Genomic DNA, 23,109 nt, shown 5'->3' on the forward strand with positions numbered 1-23,109 from the left:
AGCCTTGCGCACCGGCTGCGCTCGCTGTCCCCGAACCCCTTAGATCGCCGTTCCAAAGCTGGCCGCGTGCCGGTATGCGTGCCCCGCGCGACGGCGCCCACGAAAAAGGGGCGCGCCGGCTGAGCGGTGCGCCCCTTGGCCCGTCCTGGCCTTTTCTGCTCGCTAGCGCAAACGGCCGCTGGCATGCGCCAGCATCGTGTAGACCTTGCCGGTATCGGAGGTCAGGTACGTCTCCGTCACCATGTTGTCGCGGTCGTTGCGCGAGACGTCCTGCAGCAGCTTCTCGAAATCGTCGCAATAGCGGTCGACCGCGCTGCGGAACTCGCTGTCGACTTGGTATTTGCGGCGGATTTCGTCGAAAGTCTGCTGGCCCTTCAGCGTGTAGAGCCGGCGCGTGAAGACGTTGCGCTCGCCGCGCCGGTAGCGCTGCCACAGCTCAACCGAGGCCTCATGGTCGATGGCCCGCGCGATGTCGACCGAAAGCGAGTTGAGCGATTCCACGACATTGACCGCCGAGCGCGGTTCCGGACGTGAGGCCGGCGGCGCGGCCGGCTCCTCGTCCTGCGAGGCGCGGCGCAGAAGGTTCTGCACCCAGCCGCCCGGCTGCGCGCCATCGCCTGCCGTTTCCTCGTCGACGATCGCGGCGTCCTGCGGACCGAACGAGCCGCGCAGGGCGGGCTCGTCATGGTCGCGCCGCGGTTCCGGGGCGCGACGCTGCGGCTGACGCTCGGGCCGCTGCTGAGAGGGCGCCGCCGGTGCTGCCGGGCGCGGAGGCGTTTCGGCGCGGCCTTCCGGCTCGGAGACGTCGTACATGCGGCCCGATTTCGACACGATGTCGGCCAGTTCCTTGAGCGCTGCGATCTGCTCGGAAACGGCGCGGCGGATGGCGCCGGTCGATTCCTTGGCTTCTTCCGGCATTTCCAGCACACCGCGCTTCAGTTCCGAACGCGTCTCCTCGAGTTCCTCGCGGATGGTGCCGGCGGTGCGCCGGATTTCCTGCGTGGCGTCGGCGAAACGCTCGGTGGCCGATTCGATGACTTCGGAGATCGCCTGCCGGATCTGGTCGGTGGTCGCGATCGTGCGGCCTTCGGCCTTCTCGATCGCCGCGCCGACGACGGTCTCGAACGAGCGCATCAGGCTCTCGATGTCTTCCGACTTCTTGACCAGGCCGACCGCCAGGTCCTCGAGCGCCTTCTGCCGCTCCTCCAGCGTCGCCGTCAGGTTCGACTGCGCCGAGCCGATCATGTCCTGCGCGTGGTTCAGCAGGCGGCTGTGCTCGTCGAAGCGGTTGGCGATCGAGGCCACCTCCTTGAGCGTCTGCGAGGAGAGCTCCGACAGGCGGCCGGCATTGGTATCGATCATGCGGGCCGAGCTGGCAAAGGTCTGTGCGGCCTTTTCGGTCGAGGCGGCGAAGTTCTGCGTCGCTCCGGTCAGCCGCTCGTCGACCGCGCCAAGGCTCTTGGAGGCCTCGCCGATCAATTCGCCCAGCTTCGCGTTCGAGTGTGATAGCCGCTCCAGCAGCGCCTCGACGCCATGCGACAGCGTCTCGCGGGCGCCCTCGACGGCGGTGAGCGTCTCGGCTGTCCGGCTGGCGATGGCGTTGACCAGCGCATTGTTCTCGCTGCGCAGGCGCTCGGCCGCCTTCTGGGTGGCGTCCTCGAGGTTCTTCTGCAGCGCGCCGCCGGTCGCCTCGAAGTTGTCCAGCAGCGGGCGCGCCTTCTCGTCGATGATGCGCGCGATGTCGGCCGAACGGCTCGCCAGAAGCTCGTTGAGCTCGCGGGTGCGCTCGTCGAGCGTCTTGGCGGCTTCCTCGGTGCGCTGGCCGATGTGCTGGTTTACCGCCGAGAAGGTCTCGGCGATCACATTGGCGCGCGAGACAAGCTGTGTCTCGGTCTTCGAAACCTGCTCGACCAGCTTCTGGCCGATCTTCTCGGCACTGCCGGCAAGGCGGTCCTCGGCGGTCTGGATCTGGCCGCCGACCTTGGCGACGATCGATTCGGCGCCGTCGCCCAGCTTCTTTTCCACGTCGGAGAGCGTTGCGGCGATCTGGTCGGCGCGGGCCGAAAGCTCGCTCGAGGTCTCCTGCGTGCGCTTCACGATGCGGTCGTCGGCCTCGGTGAAGGCGCGCACCACGTCGCTGGAGCGTTCGATGAGCGTCTTGGCCGAGCCCTCGGCGCGGGCCGCCAGCTTTTCGTCGGCCTGCTCGAAGATGCGCGAGATCGCCTCCGCGCGGGCATTCAGCGTGTCTGCCGTCTGACCGGCGCGCGATGCCAGCTTTTCGTCGGCGGCGTCGAAGGCGTTCGACAGTGCAACCGCGCGCTGCGACAGCTTCTCGCCGGTCTCGTTGACGCGCTGGTCGAGCCGCCTGCCTGCCTCGTCGAAGGCGGTGGTGACTTCGCCGGCGCGCGCCGAAAGCAGCGAGGCGGTTTCCTCGACGCGCCGCGCGATCTGTTCGTCGGCGTCGCCGAACACCTTGCCGGCTTCCTCGGTCAGCGCCGAGGTGATCTCCAGCACCTTGTCGCGCAGCGAGCCGGCGACCACGACCGCGGTATTCTCGATCGTCGTGCGCACGTTCTCGATGCCGACATCGAGGGCGCGCTGCATCGTGCCGGTACGCTCCTCGATGACCCCGCTCTGGTGGCGGAAGGTTTCCTCGATCTTTTCCACGTCCTTGGCGAGCGCGGATGTGATCTCGCCGCGGCTGCGGGAGAGGAGTTCGACATGCGCGTTGAGTGCCGCATCGACCGCCGTACGCGTCTCCGACAGCTTCTCCAGATCCTGTTCGAGCGCCCGCGCCATGATGTTGCGGCCCTCGGCCAGCTTGGCGACATGCGTGGTCACCGAGGAGTCGATGTTCTGGTTGGCTTCGGCGAGCTTGTTGAGATCCTCGTCGAGCGCCCGCGACAGCTCGTGGCGGCGATTGGCCAGGTTCTCGAGGTGTTCGTTGACGACCGAATCGATCAGCGAGCGGGTGTCCGCAAGCTTGGCGAGATCGTCTTCCAGCGCCTCGGTCAGCACGTTGCGGCCGTCGGCGAGGCGGCCGACATGGTCGGCAATGGCCTGGTCGATCATGGTGCGGCTCTCGGCAAGCCGTGCGAGGTCGGCCTCGATCGAGGCCGTCATCTGGTCGCGGCCCTCCGAAAGGCGAGATAGCTGTTCGCTGACCAGATGCTCGATGCCGGAGCGGGTGTTCTCGATCTGCTCCATGTCGGCGTTGAGTGCCTGCGAAAGGATGTTGCGGCCTTCGGCGAGCTTCGACACATGCGCCGTCACGACGCCGTCGATCTCCGAACGCGCATCGGCGATGCGGCCCAGATCCTCGTCGAGCGCCTGGCGGAACAGCTTGCGGCGCTCCGACAGGGTGCCCATGTGCTTGATGACGATCTGGTCGATCTCGGCCCGCGTCTCCGAAAGCTTCTGCAGGTCGGTGTCGAGCGCGCCCGAAAGCGCCTCTCGTCCTTCCGTGAGCTTGGTGAGATGCGCTCCGACCGCCTGCTCGACATTGGCAAGGTCGGCCTCGAGCGCGCCGGTCACCGCGGCGCGATGCTCGGAAATCTTCTCGACTTGCTTCTCGACCACGTTCTCGATGCTCGACAGGTCGTCCTGGAGGGCGCGGGTCAGCGCGCTGCGGCCCTCGACCATCTGGTCGAGATGCCCGGAAACCACCTGGTCGATCTCGGCGCGCGTTTCCGCGAGGCGACCGAGGTCATCGTCGAGCGCCTGGCGGAACAGCTTGCGGCCTTCGGCCAGCTTGCCGATATGGCTGACGACGACGCCGTCGATCTCGGCACGCACGTCGCCGAGGCGCTGCAGGTCGGCCTCAAGAGCCTCGGTCAGCCGCGACTGGCTGTGCGACATGCGGCTGATCTGGCCGCTCATGATGCCTTCGAGCTTCTCGGCCTCGCCTTCGAAGGCGCTCGCCAGAGCGGTGCGGCTGTCCTCGATGCGGCTGAGCTGGCTGCTCATCATGCCTTCGATCTTTTCGGCCTCGCCCTCGAAGGCCGTGGTGAGCGCATTGCGCCTGTCCTCGATGCGGCTGAGCTGGCCGCTCATCATGCCTTCGATCTTTTCGGCTTCGCCCTCGAAGGCGTAGGTCAGCGCGTTGCGCTTGTCCTCGATGCGGCTCAACTGGCCGCTCATCATGCCTTCGATCTTTTCGACCTCGCCCTCGAAGGCGCGCGTCAGCGTGATGCGCCCGTCCTCGATGCGGCCAAGCTGCTCGGCGATCACGCCGCCGATCTTGTCGGCCTCGCCCTCGAACGCCTGCGTCAGCTGGTTGCGGCCGTCATGCAGGTGGCCAAGCTGCACATTGATCAGTTCCTGGATGCGTCCGGCATCGCCCTCGAAGGCGCTGGTGAGCGCAGTGCGGCCTTCCTCGATCTTGGCGAGATGACCGGTGACGCTCTCGTCGATCTCCGCGCGCGCCCGGGACAGGTTGGCAAGGTCGTCGTCGAGCGCCTGGCGGAACAGCTTGCGGCCCTCGGCGATCTTGCCGATATGGCCGGCCACCACGCCATCGATCTCGGCGCGCGACTCGGCCAGATGCTGGAGGTCCGCATCGAGCGCGGAGGTGAGGCTGCTACGGCCCTCGGCGAGCTTGTCCAGATAGCCCGACACGACATCGTCGATGCCGGCCCGTTCGCCTTCGATGCGTTTGAGGTCGGCGTCGAGCATTTCCGACATGCGCGTACGGCCCTGTTCGAGCGTTTCGCCGAAGGCCTGCGCGCGCTGGTCGAGCATGGACGAGGTGGAGGCGACGAGGTCGGCCATCTCGCTGCCGATGCGCGTGCGGCCCTCATCGACGGCGTTGGAGATTTCGTCGCGGCCGCTGCGGAAGGCGTCGGCGAGTTCGCGCGAGCGTTCGGCCAGCGTCTCGTTGATCTGGCGGGCGCGCGCCTCAAGCGCGGCGTTGAGTTTTTCAGCACCGGAATCAACGGCTTGGGCGCGAGTCTCGAACTCGCTGATGAGTGATTGGCCGCGTTCGGCGAGCGTGCGCTCGATCTCCTGCAGGCGGCCGTCGAGTTCCTTGGTCAGCGATTCCGTCGACGCCCCGAGCAGCGAGACCATGCCGGAGGTCCGGTTGTCGAGCAGTTCCGAAAGCGAGCGCGCCGCGGTGTCGGTCTTCTCGGTCAGCGACACGATGCGCTCGTCGAGCAGGCTGGCGAAGGCCTCGCCCGACATCGTGATGCGGCTGGCCATCGTTTCCACGCGCTCGTCGATCGCCCCCTGCAGCGACTGGCTGCGCTCGGCGAACTGGGCCAGCAGCGTTTCGCCGGCGCCTGCAATGGTCGAGTTGAGTGTGCCGGACGCGTTGTTGACGGTGTCCTGGATCAGGTCGCTGGCCGTGTTCAACTCGTCGCGGATCAGCTCGTGGGCCCCGGCGATCGAGGCGCGCACGCGTTCGGCATGGCTGATCACAGCTTCGCGTTCGGTGCCAAGACCATCAACCAAGAGCCTGATTCTACGTTCATTTTCCGAGTATGCGTTTTCGAGCTCGTTGACCTCGGTATGAACCAGCGTCTCCAGCTCGACGGCGCGCGCAAGCGTCCGCTCGATGCCTTCGCCCATCGCCTGCACTTCGCGGCGCACGGCCTGGCTGACGGTCATCATGCGGTCCTGGGCAAGCGCCTCCGGGTCGACCAGCCGGTAGGCAACCTCGGTCATCGACTGGGCGGCAAGCCGCATTTCCTGCGCGCGGCGGATCATCGCCGCGAAGGCCCAGAAAAGCAGAACCGGCACGAAGATGCCGACGGCGATCGCCACCGCGCCGGGCGTTGCCAGCAACTGGTCGAAGCTGCGCACCTGCCAGATTTCGGGCGCGAACAGGTAGTGGCCGAGGGCCACGCCGGCGCAGATCCAGATCACCGAGAAGGTGGCCGCGAGCCAGTAGGCTGTCGAGGAAGGGCGGCGGCTGAGCGAGGCGACCATGGCGGCATAATCGCGCTGGCGGTCGTCATTGGCGGCGGAAAAGCCCTGGCGCGCGGTGCCGGCGGCGTTGTCCGGCGTCGCGGCGCGCAGCTCTTGCCGCGGCTCCTGCGGAGCAGATTCCTGCTTCTGATCGGGGGCGGCCTTTTTCTTGGCGGCGGTCGCCGGCTCGGGATCGTCGTCGCCGCGGCCTTCGCGGGCAAGCTCTTCCGCGGCTGCCGATATCTGCGCTTCCAGCTCCGCCATCGAGGCGGTCAGGTCGATTTCCTGATCCTCGAGGTTCAGCTCAAGCGAATGGGCGAGTTCCTTTTCGACATCGCTTTCAAGGTTCTTTGTCGTGGATTGCTTGCCAGCCATGCCGCCAGTACCCTGTCATTACTTCGCGCGAAACCGTTCGGTATCCGCGCGTTACGCCCCGTTACGCCCACGCAATTCTGGTGCTCGTATCGTAGTGGCACACCGGGGTAAAGAAAACACGCATTCGTCGGCATGCGTAAAAGTTTAAACATAAGGTTAACGTGGCGTGAGCCGATCGTTCGAATTTGGGGCGGTCGCGCGCATGTTCGATTAACCCGATGTCCACACGCTGCGGCTAGCCTCCTCGGCGTTGGGAATTAGCGGGTAGAGAGTATGGCGTATCCGAGCGTAGACATCGTGGCGTTTTCCCGTCCGGGTGGTGAATCCTGTGCCCCGTCGCGGGCCCGCCCCGTCGATCTTGTCCATCTGGCGCGACAGACCATGGGCGACCGTGCGCTCGAGCAGGAAGTGCTTTCCATGTTCGTCCAGCAGGCGCAGAGCGTGAAGGACCAGATCAGGCGCGCCAACGCCGAGCAGCGCCGCTTCCTGGCGCACGGGCTCAAGGGATCGGCGCGCGGCATCGGCGCCTTCGCGGTCGCCGAAATCTGCGGCAAGGTCGAGGACGAGCCGACGAGCGAGGCCGGCATGCGCAAGCTGGCGCGGGCGATCGACGACGTGCGGGATTTCGTCGCGACCATCAACCGCTAGGCGCTTTTGGCGCAACGCGGCGGCCGCCAGCAGTTGACACGGTCGACGGAGCGGTTAATTCGGCAGGTCGTTTCCTGTCGGGGCAGGCCGTATGACCAAGATCACCTATTTCGCGCATGATGGCACCGAGTTCACGGTGGAGGCCGAGGACGGCTCCACCGTGATGGAAAACGCCATCAAGAACGCCGTGCCCGGCATCGAGGCCGAATGCGGCGGCGCTTGCGCATGCGCGACCTGCCATGTCTATGTCGATGAGGCGTGGACCGAAACCGTCGGCGAGCCGGAGGCGATGGAAGAGGACATGCTCGATTTCGCCTACGACGTGCAGCCGAACTCCAGGCTTTCCTGCCAGATCAAGGTGCGCCCGGAACTCGACGGTCTCGTCGTGCGCGTGCCCGAGCGGCAGGCGTGACGGCCGGCGCACACTTCACGGGCTATCGCCACTCGCCTAGTTCGGGACATCGCCATGACCACCAAGACTGACGTGTTGATCATCGGAGCCGGCCCGGTCGGGCTGTTCGCGGTCTTCGAGCTTGGCCTGCTCGACCTCAAATGCCACCTGATCGACATCCTCGACCGGCCCGGCGGCCAGTGCGCCGAGCTTTATCCCGAAAAGCCGATCTACGACATTCCGGCCTGGCCAGAGATTTCGGCTCAGGGGCTGGTCGACAAGCTGATGGAGCAGATCGCGCCGTTTGCGCCGCAATTCACCTACAGCCGCATGGTCACCGGCCTCGAACGCCTGCCCGACGGCGGTTTCCGCGTCACGACCGACGAGAACGAGCTTTTCGAGGCCAAGGTGGTGGTCATCGCCGCCGGCGGCGGATCGTTCCAGCCCAAACGCCCGCCGATCCCCGGCATCGAGGCCTTCGAACGGGAAAGCGTCTTTTATTCGGTGCGCCGTATGGAGGAGTTCCGCGGCCACGATTTGCTGATCGTCGGCGGCGGCGATTCCGCGCTCGACTGGACCTTGAACCTGCAGCCGATCGCGCGCAAAGTGACGCTGGTTCACCGTCGGCCGGAGTTCCGCGCCGCCCCCGACAGCGTCAACAAGATGTTTGCGCTACAGGAGGAAGGGAAGCTCGAGTTCGAGATCGGCCAGGTCAAGGAACTGAAAGGCGAGGGCGGCGCCCTTTCCGGTGCTGTCATCAAGGGGCCGGAGGGCGACAAGGAGATCGCCTGCACACGCATGCTGCCGTTCTTCGGCCTGACAATGAAGCTCGGGCCGATCGCCGAGTGGGGCCTCAACCTCCACGAAAACCTGATCCCGGTCGACACCGAGAAGTTCGAGACCTCGGAGCCGGGCATCTTCGCCGTCGGCGACATCAACTGGTATCCCGGCAAGCTGAAGCTGATCCTGTCCGGTTTTCACGAGGTGGCCCTGATGGCGCAGGCGGCCAAGCGCATCTGCAATCCGGGCGAGCGCATCGTGTTCCAGTACACGACGTCGTCGACAAGCCTGCAGAAGAAGCTGGGCGTGGCTTAGGCTCCGGGGCGCCGAAGTTCTAAAACGACACCGCCGGCTTGCCGGCCGTTTCGCTGTGCGGATGGACGGTGCTCGCTCAGCTCGAGATGTGCTTGACGGCCCACATGACCGCCTCCTCCAGCCGGATCTTGGCAAGTTCCAGTTCCTCGGAAGCGCCGAGTGTGTCGACGACATCGAGAAACTCCCGCCCTTTCTCCTTGATTTCGTACATCTGGTTGCGTTCCGCGGACGAAAGTGCGCGGTAGGTCATTCCCACGGCGTCGGCGTTCTTCATCGTTAACCCCATAAAAGACAGGCTTTGATTTCATTTCGCGGCGGGAATCGAGTGTTGCTATAGTCCATAACAATTAACGGAATACTGCTGCAGATCGTGCCCGCTTCGGCATCGCGGGGAGGTCTACTCGGCAGTTGGCTGCCCTTGCGTCAACCGCGGAAGAGCCAAATCTCGTGCCGCCTTTAACGGTCCGTTCACCGATTCAATACACCATTAACTTGAGTTCCGGTCTGCTATGCACGTTTTAGGCGACACTAAAACATTGGCTCGCTGTTGCCGGACCGGATCGAAATAGCCAGGCGGGGGCCTGCCGCGGTGCTTGCACTGCGGTTCGCCTGGGGTGGCGCAATGATTGCGTGGCGCGGGGGGATGTACGGAATTCAAGCGATGGATCGCGGCTGACGCTCGCATGCCGGCGTCTGCGCTCGTACGTCGACATCATGGAAGGGACACCATGAGTGCGCTGTTCTCCGGCCTCGGCTCCGACGCCAGGGCCATCCTGGCGGCGATGGACAAGTCGCAGGCCATCATCCAGTTCGACCTCACCGGCAGGATCATCACCGCGAACCGCAATTTCTGCGACGCGCTCGGTTACGAGCTCTCCGAAATCCGCGGCCAGCACCACCGCATCTTTGTCGAGCCGGCCGAGGCGCAAAGCGAGGAATACAAGGTTTTCTGGGCGCGGCTCGCCAGGGGCGAGTTCGACCGCAAGCAATACAAGCGCATCCGCAAGGATGGCAGCGAGATGTGGATCGAGGCCTCCTACAACCCCGTTTTCCGAGGCGGCAAGCCGTTCAAGGTGGTCAAGTTCGCCACTGATATCACCGACATGAAAGCGAGGGCGATCGAGGACGCCGGCAAGCTCGACGCGATTTCGCGCTCTCAGGCGATGATCGAGTTTCATCCGGACGGCGAAATCATCACCGCCAACGAGAATTTCTGCGCCGCAATCGGCTACGATTTGAGGGAAATCGTGGGGAAACACCACCGCATGTTCTGCCAGGCCGACTACGCGGCGAGCCCCGAATACGAACAATTCTGGAAGGATCTGGCCCGCGGCGAGCACAAGTCGGGCGAGTTCATGCGGATCGGCAAGGGCGGCCGCGAAGTCTGGATCCAGGCGGCCTACAATCCGATCGTCGACATCAGCGGCAAGGTCTTCAAGGTGGTCAAGTTTGCGTCCGACGTGTCCGAACGCATGGGCGCCATCGCCGCCCTCGGTGCCGGACTGCAGGCGCTGGCCGATGGCAATTTGGAGCAAAGCCTGGACACGCCGTTCGTGCCGACGATGGAAGGGACCCGGCGCGACTTCAACGCATCGATTGCCACGTTGCGCGAGGCCATGCGCGCCGTGGGCGAAAACGCCCGGGCGATCAACTCGGGATCGGATGAGATACGCTCGGCAGCCGACGATCTGTCGCGCCGGACCGAACAGCAGGCGGCTTCGGTGGAGGAGACCGCGGCCGCGCTCAACGAGATCACCAAGGGTGTTTCCGATTCGAGCCGCCGCGCCCAGGAGGCCGGCGCCCTGGTCGCGCAGACGCGCGCCAATGCCGAGCGTTCGGGCGAGGTGGTGAGAAGCGCGATCGAGGCCATGGGCCAGATCGAGGCGTCTTCCAGCGAGATCTCCAACATCATCGGCATGATCGACGAGATCGCCTTCCAGACCAATCTGCTGGCGCTCAATGCCGGCGTCGAGGCGGCGCGCGCCGGCGAGGCGGGCAGGGGCTTCGCGGTGGTCGCGCAGGAAGTACGCGAACTCGCCCAGCGTTCGGCCAAGGCGGCCCAGGAGATCAAGGCGCTGATTTCCACCTCCGGCGCCCAGGTCGGGAACGGCGTCTCCCTGGTCGGCGAAACCGGCAAGGCGCTCGAGCAGATCGTCGCCCAGGTCCAGCAGATCAACGACAACGTCCAGGCGATCGTGGAAAGCTCGCAGGAGCAGGCGACCGGCCTCAAGGAGGTGAACGAGGCGGTGGGCGCGATCGACAGGTCGACCCAGCAGAACGCCGCCATGGTCGAACAGTCGACGGCCGCCAGCCACAGTCTGGCCAGGGAGGCCGACGCGCTCTTCGCGCTGCTCGGGCGTTTCCGCTACGGCGGCGCGCCCGCTGCCAGGGTCGCCGCCGCCAACGACGCCTCGCGTCCGGTCGCCTCGCCGGCCCGCCAGATGACCGGCAAGGTCATGCAGGCGTTCGGCGGAGCGGCCGCGAAAGCGGTGGCCGGGGACGAGTGGGAAGAATACTGAGTACGCGAGCGCCGCCGAGAACTCCGATTGGTTAGTTCACATTGATGCAGTGGGATTTGGCTTTGCGATACTCGTTGGGATAGGCGTCTGCGAGTCTCGTCATCTCGGTCAAGCTCATTCTTCTGAGACCTTCCTCTTCCAGCATGATGCTAACTACACAACCGCAGGAACAAAAGGTTAGATCATCCTCACTCTTGCAGAAATTCATGACGCTATCATAAAATTCTATTGTCTATCCTGTGTCGAGTTCAACTTGGGTTGCAATTGCCGTGCTTGAACCTGAGAAAAGTTCTCCTAAGAAACCAAGGGCAGCAACAAGAAATGCTGCAGGGAATATTGATGGTTTTTCATAGTCTAACAATGCTCCATTGTGCGGACGATTAGGGCCACCGAGCGTCACTATGCGTGAGTTCGAGCTTGGAATGCTTACGCCAGGGCGGGTTTGTTCGCAATAAGGAGCTCCTTTCGGTTACTTGCCGTGACGTCGCGTTACTTTGAAGTCAACGTCCTTCGCAAGCGACCACCCGCCGTTGCGTCGATGCATTCTGGTTGGGGTGACCGAGAGCGGCGGAAGCTTATGAAGCTGTGCATCCTCACCTACGACACGCCGCACATGAAGACCCGGCAGGTTTTTGCCGGCCTCACGCATCGCGGATTCAAGCGGATCGATTTTCTGACGATGCCGTTCACCATGCGCCCGGAAAGGACTGTGGCGGCGCCGCACAGGCCATTCCAGTTCGGGGACGGCCCGACGCCGCAGGAGCTCGCCAGGCGCAGCGGCGGGCGATGCCTGCCCTATGAGGCGTGGCGGGAAGCGTGGAGGACCGTTAGCGAAGACAAGTTCCCGGACTGGTTCATCTTATGCGGTTCGAACCTGATCGACGCGGAATTTGCCAACACGGGGAAAATCCTGAACGCCCATGCCGGCCTGATTCCTGCTGCACGGGGACTCGATGCTCTCAAATGGGCTATTTACGAAGGCCAGCCGGTTGGCACCACGTTGCACGTCATCGATGCCGAGACGGACGCCGGGAAGGTGCTGGCACACTACATCACGCCCATCAGGCACAGCGACGACTTCGCCACATTCGCCCGGCGGCACTATGATGCCGAGATCGACATGCTCGTCTGCTTCGACATGCTGCTATCTGATGGACATGTCATCGACCTTCGAACACGGGACGCCAGGATGCGAATGCCCATCGAAACCGAGCGGGAAATGCTCGATCGGTTCGAAGAATGGAAGGTGAAGTTCCTGGCCGAAAAGGGCCTAACTATGTCCAGTCTTCAACTGCTGCGCGGAGCGTCGTCGAGGTCGTGATCGGCAAGATGAAATGCCGATCAACGGCGACTGCATCCCGCAACGACGCCACCCTCGTTGCGTATTGGCTCTGAATGAGTCTGGACCCTGGCAAGCTTGGGACGGGCGACACCGGTCGGCACGCGCGCCTTCAAGGCCCCCGCTACGACCGCGTTCAATATTTGAGCTGGCCCTTTTCGATCCGCTCGAGCCGGTAGGTCAGAAGCCGCATCATGCGGTCCTCGAAGCTGATGCCTTCGACGCGGTCGAAGCGCGCCTGCGCCTCGTCGTGCTTGTCCATGACATAGGCGGTGACGCGGTCGATGCGCTCCTTGAGGTCCTCGCAGGTGCCGCGTCGATCGAGCTTGCCGATGCGCTGTTCGAGTTCGCGCGCATGGCGCTTGGCGATCTGGACGTGGAATTCCTCGTGCCGCTTGATGTCGGCCGACAGCGTGTCCCAGACGATGCGTGTATCGCCGTCGGCGCGGCGGCGCTGGTTCCAGCGCGGCAGGATGATGCGGGCGTTGACGGTCACGTTGACCTTGTCGACCCTGCACCAGCGATCGTTGCTGGCATAGGTGAGCCGCGTCGAGAATTTCATCTGCGTGGCGCCCGGATGGCGGCGGCCGGTGCTCTTGACCTGCGGTCCGCGCTTGGCCAGTTCCTTGTCGATCTCTTCAAGCGTGCTTCCGCCGATGGAAAAATAGCTGTAGCTGCGCGAGACCGTCTGCGCCGATGATGCCGACAGGCCGGCCAGCACACCAACAAAGACCAGTATCGACCTTCTCATGACGACCGTTCCCGGTTATGGCCAAGCCTGCACCATGCGCCACGGTGGCCGGTCGCGCAAGCCGGCCGCCCGATCAACGAGTTGCGATGAGATGAGCGACACCGCCCGCCAGACCGGCAGCTTCCTGTGGCGCCTTGCCCATGGCCGCAGTCTCGAACTCGGGCCGGCGGCGGTGATCATGGGCGTGCTCAACGTCACGCCCGACAGCTTTTCCGACGGCGGCCGCTTCCTGGCGCCTGACGCCGCCGTCGAGCAGGCACTGAGGATGGTGGAGGAGGGGGCGGCCATTGTCGACATCGGCGGCGAGTCGACACGGCCCCGTTTCGCGCCGGTCGAAGCCGCGGAAGAGCAGCAGCGCATCATGCCGGTCATCGAGGCGATTGCCGCCCGGTCCGACGTGTTGATCTCGGTCGACACCTGGCGCGCCGAAACAGCCCGTTTGGCGGTCGCGGCCGGCGCCCATATCGTCAATGATATCTGGGCCTTGCAGAAGGATCCCGAGATCGCTTCCGTGGTCGCGGAAACCGGAGCCGGCGCGGTGCTGATGCACAACAGCCGCGACCGCGAAACCGAGCCGGACCTGATCGCCGACCAGTTCCTGTTTCTCTCCCGCTCGCTGAAGATCGCGCGCGAGGCCGGCATTGGCGCCGAACATATCGTTCTTGATCCCGGCTTCGGCTTCGGCAAGGAAACGGCGGAGATCAACCTCGAACTCGTTGCCCGCTTCGAGGAGCTTCATGCGCTCGGCGCGCCGCTTCTCGCCGGCACCTCGCGCAAACGCTTCATCGGAACGGTGACCGGGCGCGATCCCGACCACCGGGCCGTCGGCACCGCCGCCACCAGCGTCGCGCTGCGCCTGGCGGGCGCCGTCTTGTTCCGGGTCCACGATGTCGCAATCAATGCCGACGCGCTGCGGATGGCCGATGCTATCCTCGCGCAGCGTTCCAGGAGGTGAAGGCCGCCGCCATGTATGTGATCCGCATGATGAACTGCGCTTTCTTCGCGCGCCATGGCGTCCTCGACGAGGAGGAGATGCTGGGCCAGCGCTTCTATGTCGACGCGGTGCTGACGGTCGATCCCGACGGTGCGCTCGAGCGGGACGACATCACCGACACGGTCGACTACGGCGTCGCCTTCAAGGAGATCGAGGAAGTGATCACCGGCAAGCGTCGCTTCCTCATCGAGGCGCTGGCGCGCGACGTCGCGACAAGGCTTTGCGATCGTTTTCCGCAGATCCAGCGCGCCGAAATCACGGTGCGCAAGCCGAACGCGCCGGTGCCCGGCGTGCTCGACCATGTGGAGGTGACGGTTGTCTGGCCGCAGTGAGGTCCGCGCCTTCCTGAGCCTCGGCGGCAATCTCGGCGATCCGCGGCAATCGATGGCCGCCGCCCTGCGCATTATCGACGCCGACCCCGCGACGCGCGTCGGCGCGGTCTCGTCTCTCTACCGCACGCCGCCCTGGGGCGATGTCGTGCAGCCGGATTTTTTGAATTGCGCCGCCGAGGTCCAGACGCGCCGGAGCGCGCGCGACCTGCTGGAACTTTGCCTCGGGGCCGAGCGTCAGCTCAAGCGGGTGCGCACGATTCCGGGCGGGCCGCGCCTGATCGACGTCGACGTCCTGAGCTACGGTGATGAAACCGTGCGCGAGGAGGGGCTGGAAATCCCGCACCCGCGCATGCTCAGCCGCGCCTTCGTGCTCTTGCCATTGCGCGAGATCGCGCCGGACCTGTTGCTGGAAGGGCGATCGCTGGACGCCTGGATCGCCACCGTCGACAGCGACGGCATTTCCGTTGTCACCGAAGGTGGTGAGTGGTGGCAGGCGTGAGATCGGGCGGCGCGACCGCTGCCCGGCGAACCGCTATTTGCGGCTGAGCGCGCCGACCGGCGCGGCATCGACCCGCTTCAGGTTCATGCCGATCACGGGGACCAGTTCCTTGTCGACGCGCACCGACACGGTGACGTTCATGGCGTCCTTGCCGCGCATGCGGGCAAGCATCGCGCCCTTGAGCTTGTCGCGATTGAGCGACATCACGACGCGCGTGCTGCTGACCGTGCCGCCGACGATGTCGAGGCCCTTGCCGGCCGCGCCGTCGAGGAAGGTGCCGCGATAGCCCTTGCCGCGCCGTTCGATCGTGGCCGACATGCGCTGCGAGAAGACGCCGACGCGGCAATTGCCGTCGAGCTTCATGCCGATCTTGCTGTCATGCGTGTCGCCGGTCAGCGTGCAGGTGAACTTGGTGCCCTTGTACTTGCCGGCGACAATCTCTCCGGGGCCGACCCATTCACCACGCACCGACTTGAAGAAGGCGACGTCGCGGTCGGATGCCGCGGCGGGTGAAAGGCCGAAGGCCAGAACCGCCAGTACCGGCGGCAGCAGATTGCGCATTACGCTTTTCATCGGGCTTTCCCGCTCACCGGAACGACTGTACTGGACGCGACGAACCATGACCAAGATTGGTTAATGCTTCGTCTAGTGGTCCGAGCCTCACGATGCGAATCTCGCTTCGCCTCATTGTTCGCATCGGCCGCCGCAGAATGCGCAAGTCTTGGCCGCCTTGCAAGTGCCGGGCGTGCCGGCCCGGCAGCGACTTCCGCTATTTGCCGTCCTTTTGACCCACCACGCGCGTCAGTGCCGTGAGGAAATCCCCCAGGCCGGGACGCTTCAGCGCGCGGAAGGGCAACGGCCTGACCACGTCCATGGCGGCGATGCCAATGCGCACCGTCATCATGCCGTTGATCACGCCCTCGCCGAGCTTGGCCGAGAGCCGCGCGGCGAGGCCGTGGCCGAGCAATTGCTGCACCAGGCTGTCGCCGGCGGCAATCGAGCCGGTGACCGCGAGATGGGCAAGGACGGCGCGGGCAAGGCGGAAGAAGCCGAGGGTGCCCGGCCGACCGCCGTAAAGTTCGGCCAGCCGCCGGATCAGCCGCGCCGCCTCGTAGACGACATAGGCGAGATCGACCAGAGCGCGCGGGCTCACCGCGGTCACCAGCGAGACACGCTTGCCGGCGTCGAGGATCATCGCGCGCGCCTCGCGGTCGAGAGGCGCCAGCAGTTCGGTTTCGGCCAGATGGAGGAGATCGCCGGCATCGATCACGTCATGGCGCAATTCTTCCAGCGCCCGACGTCCGGCCGCGGTCTCCGGCTTGGCCGCGAGAAAACCGGTCAGGTCGTCGGCAAGGCGGCGCGCACCCTTCGGATCGGCGTCGGCGAGCGCCTTCACTGCGCGTTCGCGCAGCCGCGCGACCGACGACAGCCGTGCCAGGGCGAGCGCCTCGCGCAGCAGGATGACGGCGAGCGCGACGAGCGCCACCGCCACGATTGCCAGCGCCGCCCAGCCAAGCCAGTCGGCGCGCGCAAAGAGCTGGCGCACCAGCCCGTCGATCCACAATCCGAGCGCCAGCGAAATCAGGATCCCGCAGGCGCTGAAGAACAGCGTCGCCAGCCGCGAGCGCCGGCGCGGCGCGAGTGGAACGGGGGCCTCGTCCAGAGCTTCGTCATCGAAGATGTCGTGCTCGGCCGGCTTCACCACCGCCATTTCCGCGCCCTTGACCGCGCGCGGGATGCGCGGCGTGTCGCGTGCTGCCCCGACCTTGATGGCGTCCGCGCCGGTGGCAGTCTCCTTATCCGGCGGCAGGCGGAAGGCAGCCGGCTTGCGCTTGTCGTTCATGCCAGCCTGTCTCCGAGCAGGAACTGCAGCGCCCGGTCGAGCCTGATATGCGGCAACACCAGCGTCATGCCGTCGGCGGACCGTTCGAGCTTCGGCGGGCGGAAGCGCACGAAGCGCACCATCTCGGCCGGCCCGGCCTTCGCGTTGGCGTCGAACAGCGTCTCGGGATCGCGCGGCAGGTCGCCCGGAAACACCGCCGTCTCGGTCTCGCCGTCGAACCTCTCCTTGCCGATCGTTTCGCCAGCCAGCGGCGTGCCGATGATCACCGGCAGTTCCTCCTTGCCCTGGCTGACCGTGCCCTCGCGGGTCGCCCTGAGCGCGGCCATGGCGACGGCCTCGACCTCGGCGCCGGAAAGGTTGGCGCGCGCGGCCGCACGTTCGGTCAGCCGACGCACCACCGCCTGCAGGCGGTCGTGGCTTTCGTGATGCAGGTGGTCGGCCTTGGTCGCCGCGACCAGGATGCGCTCGATGCGCCGCGTCACCATTCCGGTCAGGAAATTGCTGCTGCCGGGACGGAAGCAGGAGAGGATGTCGGCCAGCGCACGTTGCAGGTCGGCAAGTGCGGCCGGCCCTGCATTCAGCGCCTGCAGGGCGTCGACCAGCACGATCTGCCGGTCGAGCCGGGTGATGTGCTCGCGGAAAAACGGCTTCACGACATGGGCCTTGTAGGCCTCGTAGCGGCGCTCCATCATGGCGCGCAGCGACCCTGGTCTCATCCTGCCGCCTTCGGCCGGCGGCAGCGGCGCGAAGGTCAGCGCCGGCGAGCCCTCCAGGTCGCCCGGCATCAAGAGGCGCCCGGGCGGCAGCGTCGAAAGCGCCCGGCTGTCCTCCTTGCAGGCGCGCAGATAGGCGGCGAAGCTCTCGGCCAGCCGACGCGCGGTCATCTCGTCGGCATCGGCGTCGGGATCGACCGAGCGCGCGGTCTCCAGCCAGTCGCGGGCGAGGTCGGCCCGCACCGGCAGCGCCGCCAGTTCGAAGGATTCGTTCGAGAACGCCGCGTAATTCTTGCCGAGCAGCGGCAGGTCGAGCAGCCATTCGCCCGGATAGTCGACGATGTCGACCGAGAGCCGCCCGCGCGAGAACATGCGTCCCCAGGCCGAGGCCGATTCATAGGCGATCGTCAGCCGCAGCTCCGACACCGCGCGGGTCGATTCCGGCCAGCGCCTTTCCTTGACCAGCGCGTCGATGTGGTCCTCGTACTGGAAGCGCGGCACCGCGTCGTCCGGCTGCTCCTCCAGGAAGGCGCGGGCGATGCGGCCGGATTTCTGCGCCTCGAACATGGGCAGCCGGCCGCCATTCACCAGATTGTGCACCAGCGACGAAATGAACACCGTCTTGCCGGCCCGCGACAGGCCGGTGACGCCCAGCCGCAACGACGGCGTGACCAGCCCGGCGGCGCGCCCGGCCAGTGTGTCGAGCGCGATCAGCGCTTCGTCCGCATAGGTGGTGAGGGATGCCAAGCCGAATGTTACCCGGAAACGTTCGAAGCCAACGATATAGGCAAGCCCGCCGCGATATGAAATGCCGCGCCGCGACGTTCGCTGCGGCGCGTGCCGTCAGGGCGTGACGAACGCCACCAGGCTGGCATCGCGGGGAGACGCCTCGTAAAGCGGCCGCGCAAAGTCGAACACCGCCAGCCCGGCGGTCGGAAAGCCCCTGGCAAGCCGTCCGCGCGCCTCCTCGTCGCCTTGGCGGGCATGAGCGAAGGCGAGATCCTCGATCATCGGGTTGTGGCCGACGATCAGAAGCGCTTCGGCATCACCATTGTTGCGCATGATCGTCAGGTAGGCGGTGGCGTCGGAACCGTAGAGCGACTGCGACATCAGCGCATCGGACGCCTTCTGGCCGAGCGCCTGGGCGACACCTTGCCAGGTCTCCACGGCCCGCCGCGCCGGCGAGCACACCACGGTCCGTGGCAAGTAGCCGCTCTCGCGCATCGCGCCCCCGATGGTTTCCGCCTCGTCCCAGCCGGCGGCGGCAAGCGCACGGTCGAAATCGCGCCCGCCGGGCTCGGCCCAGGCCGCCTTGGCATGCCGGAGTAGATAAAGCCGCCCCATATCTCACCCCCGTCTGCCGCAGGCCGGATGCCGTGAAGCGGTGTCTTAGTCGGCCCTTCCGGCCGGTGCAACCGCTACCGCCCGATGCATGCCCGCGGCCCGCTGGTGGCCCGGCCCGCCATAAACCACGGTGTGACAAAGACGTGATTTCACAGACCTTTGTGCTTGTGCCTCCGGGAACCCCCGAATATATAGGCGCCGGTTCATTGCAGCGGGGTGACTCGGATGAGTGCAACCAAGGAAGACGACTACGTTCCCAATGAGGACGAGCCGTTCATGAACGAACGGCAGAAGACATATTTTCGTAGCAAGCTGATTGCCTGGAAGAACGATATTTTGCGCGAAGCGCGCGAGACGCTCGAATCACTCCAGCAGGAAAACGCCAACCATCCCGACCTCGCCGACCGCGCCTCCTCGGAGACCGACCGGGCGATCGAGTTGCGGGCCCGTGACCGGCAGCGCAAGCTGATCGCCAAGATCGACGCCGCGCTCCAGCGCATCGACGACGGCACCTACGGCTATTGCGAGGAGACCGGCGAGCCGATCTCGCTCAAGCGCCTCGATGCGCGTCCGATCGCCACGCTGTCGATCGAGGCGCAGGAGCGCCACGAGCGCCGCGAGAAGGTTTACCGCGACGACTGAGAACGGTCGCGGACAACAAAGAACGGGGCGCCCAGGAGGCGCCCCGTTTCGTTTCCGCCAGAGGTTCGGGCGCCCGGCCGCGCTATTTGCGCTCCCGCGACAGCTCGCCCAGAAGCTTGGCCATCTCGTCGTCGAGCGAATGGTCGTCGGAGGCAGCCGGTGCCTGCTTGTCGCCTGCCAGCGACTGGTTGAGCTCGCGCAGCAGCTCGTCATCGAGATCGTCGCTGGTGCTGGCCGCGGGAGCCGCTGCCTTGACCGGAGCCGGCTGCGGCGCCGGCTGCCTGGTCTGGGCGGGGTGCTGGGGTGCGGCAGGCGGTTTGGGTGGTGCTGCCGGCGTCGCTGGCCGTGGTTCCGCCGGCGGGCTGGCGCGCCACGATGGCGCCTGCTTGGGAGCCGGAGCGGGCGCGGGGGCTGGCGCGGGGCGGACCGGTGCGGCCTGGCGCGGCGGCAGCGTGGCGTCGCGCCCGGCGAAGGGTCGCGAGGTCATGATGCCTGGCTTCGGCGCCGGCGGTTCCGGTGCCGCGGGAGCCTCGGCCGGCTCGGCACTGGCCGCGGCCTCTGCCTCGCCCGCCATGCCGCGGGTGGAACGCGGGATCATGCGGATGTCCTGCTCGATCACCAGGTCGTTGGCGCCACCGATCAGGATCAGGTGTTCGACGTCGTCGCGCCGGATCAGCACCAGACGGCGGCGCGGATCGATGGCTGTCGCGTCCATCACGGCGAGCCTGGCCTTGCGGTTGCGTCCGCCGGAAATGAAGGCGCCGGTCGTCATGCCGCGAACCAGCCTGAAGATGATCAGCGCGACGATGATGACGGCGACGGCGATCACGATCCAGGTCGCCAGGGCGGCGTTTTCCGGTCCGACCAAACTTTCCATCCAGCTCGTCACGCCATCTTCCTCGCACCTTGTCTTCGAGTCCGCGCGCACAGTAGAGCAACGCCCGCGTCGAGGAAACCGGTAGTTCTGGGGGGTGCGGGCGCGGATCCGGGGACGATTTGTCGTGGGCAATGGGCGTCTGCCGCGCAAATCTTGCGCCATGCGGCGTGACGGGCTTTCGCCCCCGCCCATAATGTGATTCATACCTGCCGGGGATCACCGACAGGAATCGCGCAGGACGGATCGTCAATGGCAGCTCAAGGCCGCGGGACCGGCTATCCCGCCCCGATCGTTGACCAGAACGCGCGTCCGGGCACCATCAGCCGCCTGATCGTTTTCATCGCCGTCCTGATCAGCGCCGCCTTCCTCTTCGTCCTGATGCGCGACCGCCTCGGCGACCCGTTCCTGCTTGGCATGCTCGGCGTCCTGGCGATGACCGGCATCGGCTACCTGTTCGCCACCGCCATCGGCTTCGTGCAGATCGCACCGCGTTCCAGCGGTGACGAACTGGCCAAGGCCTATGCCGATTCCATGCCACAGGGGCTGATCGTCAGTGATCTCAAGGGCCGCGTCTTCTACGCCAACCGCGCCTATGCCGACCTGACGGGCGCCAGTTCGGCGGCTGATGTGCAATCGGTCGAGCTCCTGCTTGGCGACAATCCCGACGCCGCGGCCGCGGTCGAGCGCATAGCCAGCGGCCTGCGTGACGGGCGCGGCGGCGACGCCGAGTTCCGGCTGGCGCAGCCGATCCGTCCCGGCGCCGAAAATGGCGCGCGCTGGTACCGGGTCCGCGCCCGCAGCTTCATCGCGCCGTTCCAGCGCCAGCCGCTATTGTCCTGGGTGCTGGAGGACATTTCCGCCGAACGCGCCGAGCAGGAGCGTTTTTTCCTGGACCTGCAGCAGGCGATCGACCATCTCGACCATGCCCCGGCCGGCTTCTTCTCCGCCGACCCTTCGGGCCGCGTGACCTATGTCAATGCGACCCTGGCCGAATGGCTCGGCATCGACCTTGCAAGCTTTACCCCGGGTGCGCTGACGCTGGCCGAAATCGTCGCCGGCGACGGCATGGCGCTGATCCGCTCGGTCAAGGCCGATCCCGGCTCGGTGCGCAACGCGGTCATCGACCTCGACCTGTCCACGGTCACCGGCGAGGCCTTGCCGGTGCGCTTCATGCACCGTGCGACCGCGAGCCGCGACGGGGCGGCCGGCGCGACCCGCACCATCGTGCTCAACCGTGCCCAGGGCGAGGACGCCACCGCCGATTTGCGTGCCTCGGAGGTGCGCTTCACGCGCTTCTTCAACTCGACCCCGATGGCGATCGCCGGCGTCGACGGCAAGGGGCGCATCCTGCGCACCAACGCGCCTTTCCTGTCGTTGTTCGGTTCCGTCGTCGACCGCGATTCCGTCGAGCGGCGGCTGCATCTGGAAACCGTGATCCACGAGCGCGACCGCGCTACCTTCACCGCCGCCCTGGAGAAGGCGAAGCTGAAGCAGGCCGACATCGCACCGATCGATACGGTCTTGCCGGACGATGCCGAGCGGCACATCCGCTTCTACGTCAACGCTGTCGTCGACGATGGCGGCGACGCGGAGGAGGCGGCCATCGTCTACGCGGTTGAAACCACCGAGCAGAAGGCGCTCGAGGCGCAGATGGCGCAGGGCCAGAAGATGCAGGCGGTCGGCCAGCTAGCCGGCGGCATCGCTCACGATTTCAACAACGTGCTGACCGCCATCATCATGGCGTCCGACCTGCTCTTGACCAACCATCGCCCGTCCGACCCGTCCTTCCAGGACATCATGAACATCAAGCAGAATGCCAACCGCGCCGCCTCGCTGGTGCGGCAGTTGCTTGCCTTCTCGCGCCGCCAGACGCTGCGGCCGGAGGTGCTCAGCCTCACCGACGTTCTTGCCGACCTGCGCATGCTGCTGGCGCGGCTGGTCGGTAACGAGATCAAGCTCAGGATCGAGCATGGACGCGACCTGTGGCCGGTCAAGGCCGATCTCGGCCAGTTCGAGCAGGTGATCGTCAACCTCACCGTCAATGCGCGCGACGCCATGGCGGGTGGCGGCGACCTGATCGTGCGCACCCGCAACCTGCCCGAGGACGAGGCCGCAAGCTTCAGCTACCGGGAACTGGCGCCGGCCGACTACGTTCTGGTCGAGGTCGAGGACACCGGCACCGGCATTCCCCCCGACGTGCTCAAGAAGATTTTCGAGCCGTTCTTCACCACCAAGGAGGTCGGCAAGGGTACCGGCCTCGGTCTGTCCATGGTCTACGGCATCATCAAGCAGACCGGCGGGTTCATCTTCTGCGATTCGACCGAAGGCGAGGGCACCACCTTCCGCATCTTCCTGCCGCGCCACATCGAGGCCGAAAAGCCGGCGTCTGAGGCCGCGCCGAAGGAGGGCGACGCCGCTGCGCCCGCCGCCACGCGCCCCGCCGAGGCTCAGAAGGACCTTTCCGGCTCGGCCACGGTCCTGCTGGTGGAAGACGAGGACGCAGTGCGCATGGGCGGTGCGCGTGCTCTGAAGTCGCGCGGCTATACCGTTCACGAGGCGACGTCGGGCGTCGAGGCGCTCGAGGTATTCAAGGAACTCGAAGGTCAGATCGATATCGTCGTCTCCGACGTCGTCATGCCGGAGATGGACGGCCCGACGCTGCTCGGTGAACTGCGCAAGATCGAGCCGGACGTGAAGTTTGTCTTTGTCTCCGGCTATGCCGAGGAGGCGTTTTCGAAGAACCTTCCGGAGGATGCCAAGTTCGGCTTCCTGCCGAAGCCGTTTTCGCTCAAGCAGCTCGCGACCGTGGTCAAGGACATGCTCGACGAGGGCGAATAGCC

At 65.9% G+C, this 23,109-nt stretch carries 18 protein-coding genes; 10 read left to right on the plus strand and 8 right to left on the minus strand.

All coding sequences use genetic code 11. The features are described 5' to 3' along the window. Positions 1-162: 162 nt before the first annotated feature. Positions 163-6,282 carry an apolipoprotein A-IV repeat region-like domain-containing protein gene (locus FQ775_RS06060; protein ID WP_146300568.1) on the minus strand — a complete coding sequence of 2,040 codons (6,120 nt, stop codon included), beginning with the start codon at positions 6,280-6,282 and terminating at the stop codon, positions 163-165. A 273-nt stretch (positions 6,283-6,555) separates the two neighbouring features. On the opposite strand from FQ775_RS06060, the gene FQ775_RS06065 reads away from it, so the two are divergent. From FQ775_RS06065 to FQ775_RS06075, 3 genes are all read left to right on the plus strand, one after another. Then, entirely contained in the window at positions 6,556-6,930 is a 375-nt protein-coding gene (locus tag FQ775_RS06065; protein WP_146300567.1) for an Hpt domain-containing protein, read from the plus strand. A 91-nt stretch (positions 6,931-7,021) separates the two neighbouring features. Then, positions 7,022-7,342, plus strand: a complete 321-nt coding sequence (locus FQ775_RS06070; protein ID WP_146300566.1) for a 2Fe-2S iron-sulfur cluster-binding protein — start codon at positions 7,022-7,024, stop codon at positions 7,340-7,342. Between the two features lie 54 nt (positions 7,343-7,396). Beyond that, positions 7,397-8,416 (plus strand): NAD(P)/FAD-dependent oxidoreductase, encoded by a 1,020-nt coding sequence (locus FQ775_RS06075; RefSeq protein ID WP_146300565.1) that lies wholly within the window; start codon positions 7,397-7,399, stop codon positions 8,414-8,416. Positions 8,417-8,492: 76 nt separating this feature from the next. On the opposite strand, the gene FQ775_RS06080 is transcribed toward FQ775_RS06075, so the two are convergent. Beyond that, positions 8,493-8,690 carry an Acb2/Tad1 domain-containing protein gene (locus FQ775_RS06080; protein WP_246730281.1) on the minus strand — a complete coding sequence of 66 codons (198 nt, stop codon included), beginning with the start codon at positions 8,688-8,690 and terminating at the stop codon, positions 8,493-8,495. Positions 8,691-9,144: 454 nt separating this feature from the next. Between FQ775_RS06080 and FQ775_RS06085 the strand changes: the two genes are divergently transcribed. Both FQ775_RS06085 and FQ775_RS06090 read left to right on the plus strand, forming a co-directional pair. Beyond that, entirely contained in the window at positions 9,145-10,935 is a 1,791-nt protein-coding gene (locus FQ775_RS06085; protein ID WP_146300563.1) for a methyl-accepting chemotaxis protein, read from the plus strand. A 577-nt stretch (positions 10,936-11,512) separates the two neighbouring features. Continuing rightward, on the plus strand, positions 11,513-12,256 hold the full coding sequence (locus tag FQ775_RS06090) for a formyltransferase family protein (protein WP_167812781.1): 744 nt from the start codon (positions 11,513-11,515) through the stop codon (positions 12,254-12,256). Positions 12,257-12,410: 154 nt separating this feature from the next. Here the strand turns inward: FQ775_RS06090 and FQ775_RS06095 are convergent, their stop codons facing one another. Then, positions 12,411-13,025, minus strand: a complete 615-nt coding sequence (locus FQ775_RS06095; RefSeq protein ID WP_146300561.1) for a DUF922 domain-containing Zn-dependent protease — start codon at positions 13,023-13,025, stop codon at positions 12,411-12,413. Positions 13,026-13,116: 91 nt separating this feature from the next. Here FQ775_RS06095 and folP point away from each other — a divergent pair, with 91 nt between their 5' ends. Genes folP through folK form a run of 3 tightly spaced genes read left to right on the plus strand, consistent with a single transcriptional unit; the run spans position 13,117 to position 14,850 of the window. Beyond that, positions 13,117-13,980, plus strand: coding sequence for a dihydropteroate synthase (gene folP, locus FQ775_RS06100; RefSeq protein ID WP_146300560.1), 864 nt, complete (start codon positions 13,117-13,119; stop codon positions 13,978-13,980). An 11-nt stretch (positions 13,981-13,991) separates the two neighbouring features. Further along, positions 13,992-14,351, plus strand: coding sequence for a dihydroneopterin aldolase (gene folB / locus FQ775_RS06105; RefSeq protein ID WP_146300559.1), 360 nt, complete (start codon positions 13,992-13,994; stop codon positions 14,349-14,351). Then, positions 14,335-14,850 carry a 2-amino-4-hydroxy-6-hydroxymethyldihydropteridine diphosphokinase gene (folK, locus tag FQ775_RS06110; protein WP_146300558.1) on the plus strand — a complete coding sequence of 172 codons (516 nt, stop codon included), beginning with the start codon at positions 14,335-14,337 and terminating at the stop codon, positions 14,848-14,850. The genes folB and folK overlap by 17 nt, the downstream gene beginning before the upstream one ends. 33 nt (positions 14,851-14,883) lie before the next feature. On the opposite strand, the gene FQ775_RS06115 is transcribed toward folK, so the two are convergent. The 4 genes from FQ775_RS06115 to FQ775_RS06130 all read right to left on the minus strand — a co-directional run bounded on the left by FQ775_RS06115 (position 14,884) and on the right by FQ775_RS06130 (position 18,750). Then, on the minus strand, positions 14,884-15,411 hold the full coding sequence (locus tag FQ775_RS06115; RefSeq protein ID WP_146302017.1) for a hypothetical protein: 528 nt from the start codon (positions 15,409-15,411) through the stop codon (positions 14,884-14,886). Positions 15,412-15,619: 208 nt separating this feature from the next. After that, a complete protein-coding gene (locus FQ775_RS06120) occupies positions 15,620-16,693 on the minus strand; it encodes a YcjF family protein (RefSeq protein WP_146300557.1) in 1,074 nt (357 codons plus the stop codon). Further along, on the minus strand, positions 16,690-18,153 hold the full coding sequence (locus FQ775_RS06125; RefSeq protein WP_146300556.1) for a YcjX family GTP-binding protein: 1,464 nt from the start codon (positions 18,151-18,153) through the stop codon (positions 16,690-16,692). The genes FQ775_RS06120 and FQ775_RS06125 overlap by 4 nt, the downstream gene beginning before the upstream one ends. 96 nt (positions 18,154-18,249) lie before the next feature. Further along, positions 18,250-18,750, minus strand: a complete 501-nt coding sequence (locus FQ775_RS06130) for a SixA phosphatase family protein (protein WP_146300555.1) — start codon at positions 18,748-18,750, stop codon at positions 18,250-18,252. A 225-nt stretch (positions 18,751-18,975) separates the two neighbouring features. Between FQ775_RS06130 and dksA the strand changes: the two genes are divergently transcribed. Then, a complete protein-coding gene (dksA, locus tag FQ775_RS06135; protein ID WP_146300554.1) occupies positions 18,976-19,392 on the plus strand; it encodes an RNA polymerase-binding protein DksA in 417 nt (138 codons plus the stop codon). A gap of 82 nt (positions 19,393-19,474) precedes the next feature. On the opposite strand, the gene FQ775_RS06140 is transcribed toward dksA, so the two are convergent. Then, entirely contained in the window at positions 19,475-20,281 is an 807-nt protein-coding gene (locus FQ775_RS06140; protein ID WP_246730282.1) for a flagellar biosynthetic protein FliO, read from the minus strand. A gap of 237 nt (positions 20,282-20,518) precedes the next feature. Between FQ775_RS06140 and cckA the strand changes: the two genes are divergently transcribed. Continuing rightward, a complete protein-coding gene (gene cckA / locus FQ775_RS06145; protein ID WP_146297485.1) occupies positions 20,519-23,107 on the plus strand; it encodes a cell cycle histidine kinase CckA in 2,589 nt (862 codons plus the stop codon). Positions 23,108-23,109: the final 2 nt, after the last annotated feature.

It is taken from the genome of Nitratireductor mangrovi, assembly GCF_007922615.2.
GTDB lineage: Bacteria > Pseudomonadota > Alphaproteobacteria > Rhizobiales > Rhizobiaceae > Mangrovimarina > Mangrovimarina mangrovi.

Excerpts from the sequence above, each read along its gene's own strand:
- FQ775_RS06060 (WP_146300568.1), bottom strand. The coding sequence starts at position 6,282 with ATGGCTGGCAAGCAATCCACGACAAAGAACCTTGAAAGCGATGTCGAA.
- FQ775_RS06065 (WP_146300567.1), top strand. The coding sequence starts at position 6,556 with ATGGCGTATCCGAGCGTAGACATCGTGGCGTTTTCCCGTCCGGGTGGT.
- FQ775_RS06070 (WP_146300566.1), top strand. The coding sequence starts at position 7,022 with ATGACCAAGATCACCTATTTCGCGCATGATGGCACCGAGTTCACGGTG.
- FQ775_RS06075 (WP_146300565.1), top strand. The coding sequence starts at position 7,397 with ATGACCACCAAGACTGACGTGTTGATCATCGGAGCCGGCCCGGTCGGG.
- FQ775_RS06080 (WP_246730281.1), bottom strand. The coding sequence starts at position 8,690 with ATGAAGAACGCCGACGCCGTGGGAATGACCTACCGCGCACTTTCGTCC.
- FQ775_RS06085 (WP_146300563.1), top strand. The coding sequence starts at position 9,145 with ATGAGTGCGCTGTTCTCCGGCCTCGGCTCCGACGCCAGGGCCATCCTG.
- FQ775_RS06090 (WP_167812781.1), top strand. The coding sequence starts at position 11,513 with ATGAAGCTGTGCATCCTCACCTACGACACGCCGCACATGAAGACCCGG.
- FQ775_RS06095 (WP_146300561.1), bottom strand. The coding sequence starts at position 13,025 with ATGAGAAGGTCGATACTGGTCTTTGTTGGTGTGCTGGCCGGCCTGTCG.
- folP (WP_146300560.1), top strand. The coding sequence starts at position 13,117 with ATGAGCGACACCGCCCGCCAGACCGGCAGCTTCCTGTGGCGCCTTGCC.
- folB (WP_146300559.1), top strand. The coding sequence starts at position 13,992 with ATGTATGTGATCCGCATGATGAACTGCGCTTTCTTCGCGCGCCATGGC.
- FQ775_RS06115 (WP_146302017.1), bottom strand. The coding sequence starts at position 15,411 with ATGCGCAATCTGCTGCCGCCGGTACTGGCGGTTCTGGCCTTCGGCCTT.
- FQ775_RS06120 (WP_146300557.1), bottom strand. The coding sequence starts at position 16,693 with ATGAACGACAAGCGCAAGCCGGCTGCCTTCCGCCTGCCGCCGGATAAG.
- FQ775_RS06130 (WP_146300555.1), bottom strand. The coding sequence starts at position 18,750 with ATGGGGCGGCTTTATCTACTCCGGCATGCCAAGGCGGCCTGGGCCGAG.
- dksA (WP_146300554.1), top strand. The coding sequence starts at position 18,976 with ATGAGTGCAACCAAGGAAGACGACTACGTTCCCAATGAGGACGAGCCG.
- cckA (WP_146297485.1), top strand. The coding sequence starts at position 20,519 with ATGGCAGCTCAAGGCCGCGGGACCGGCTATCCCGCCCCGATCGTTGAC.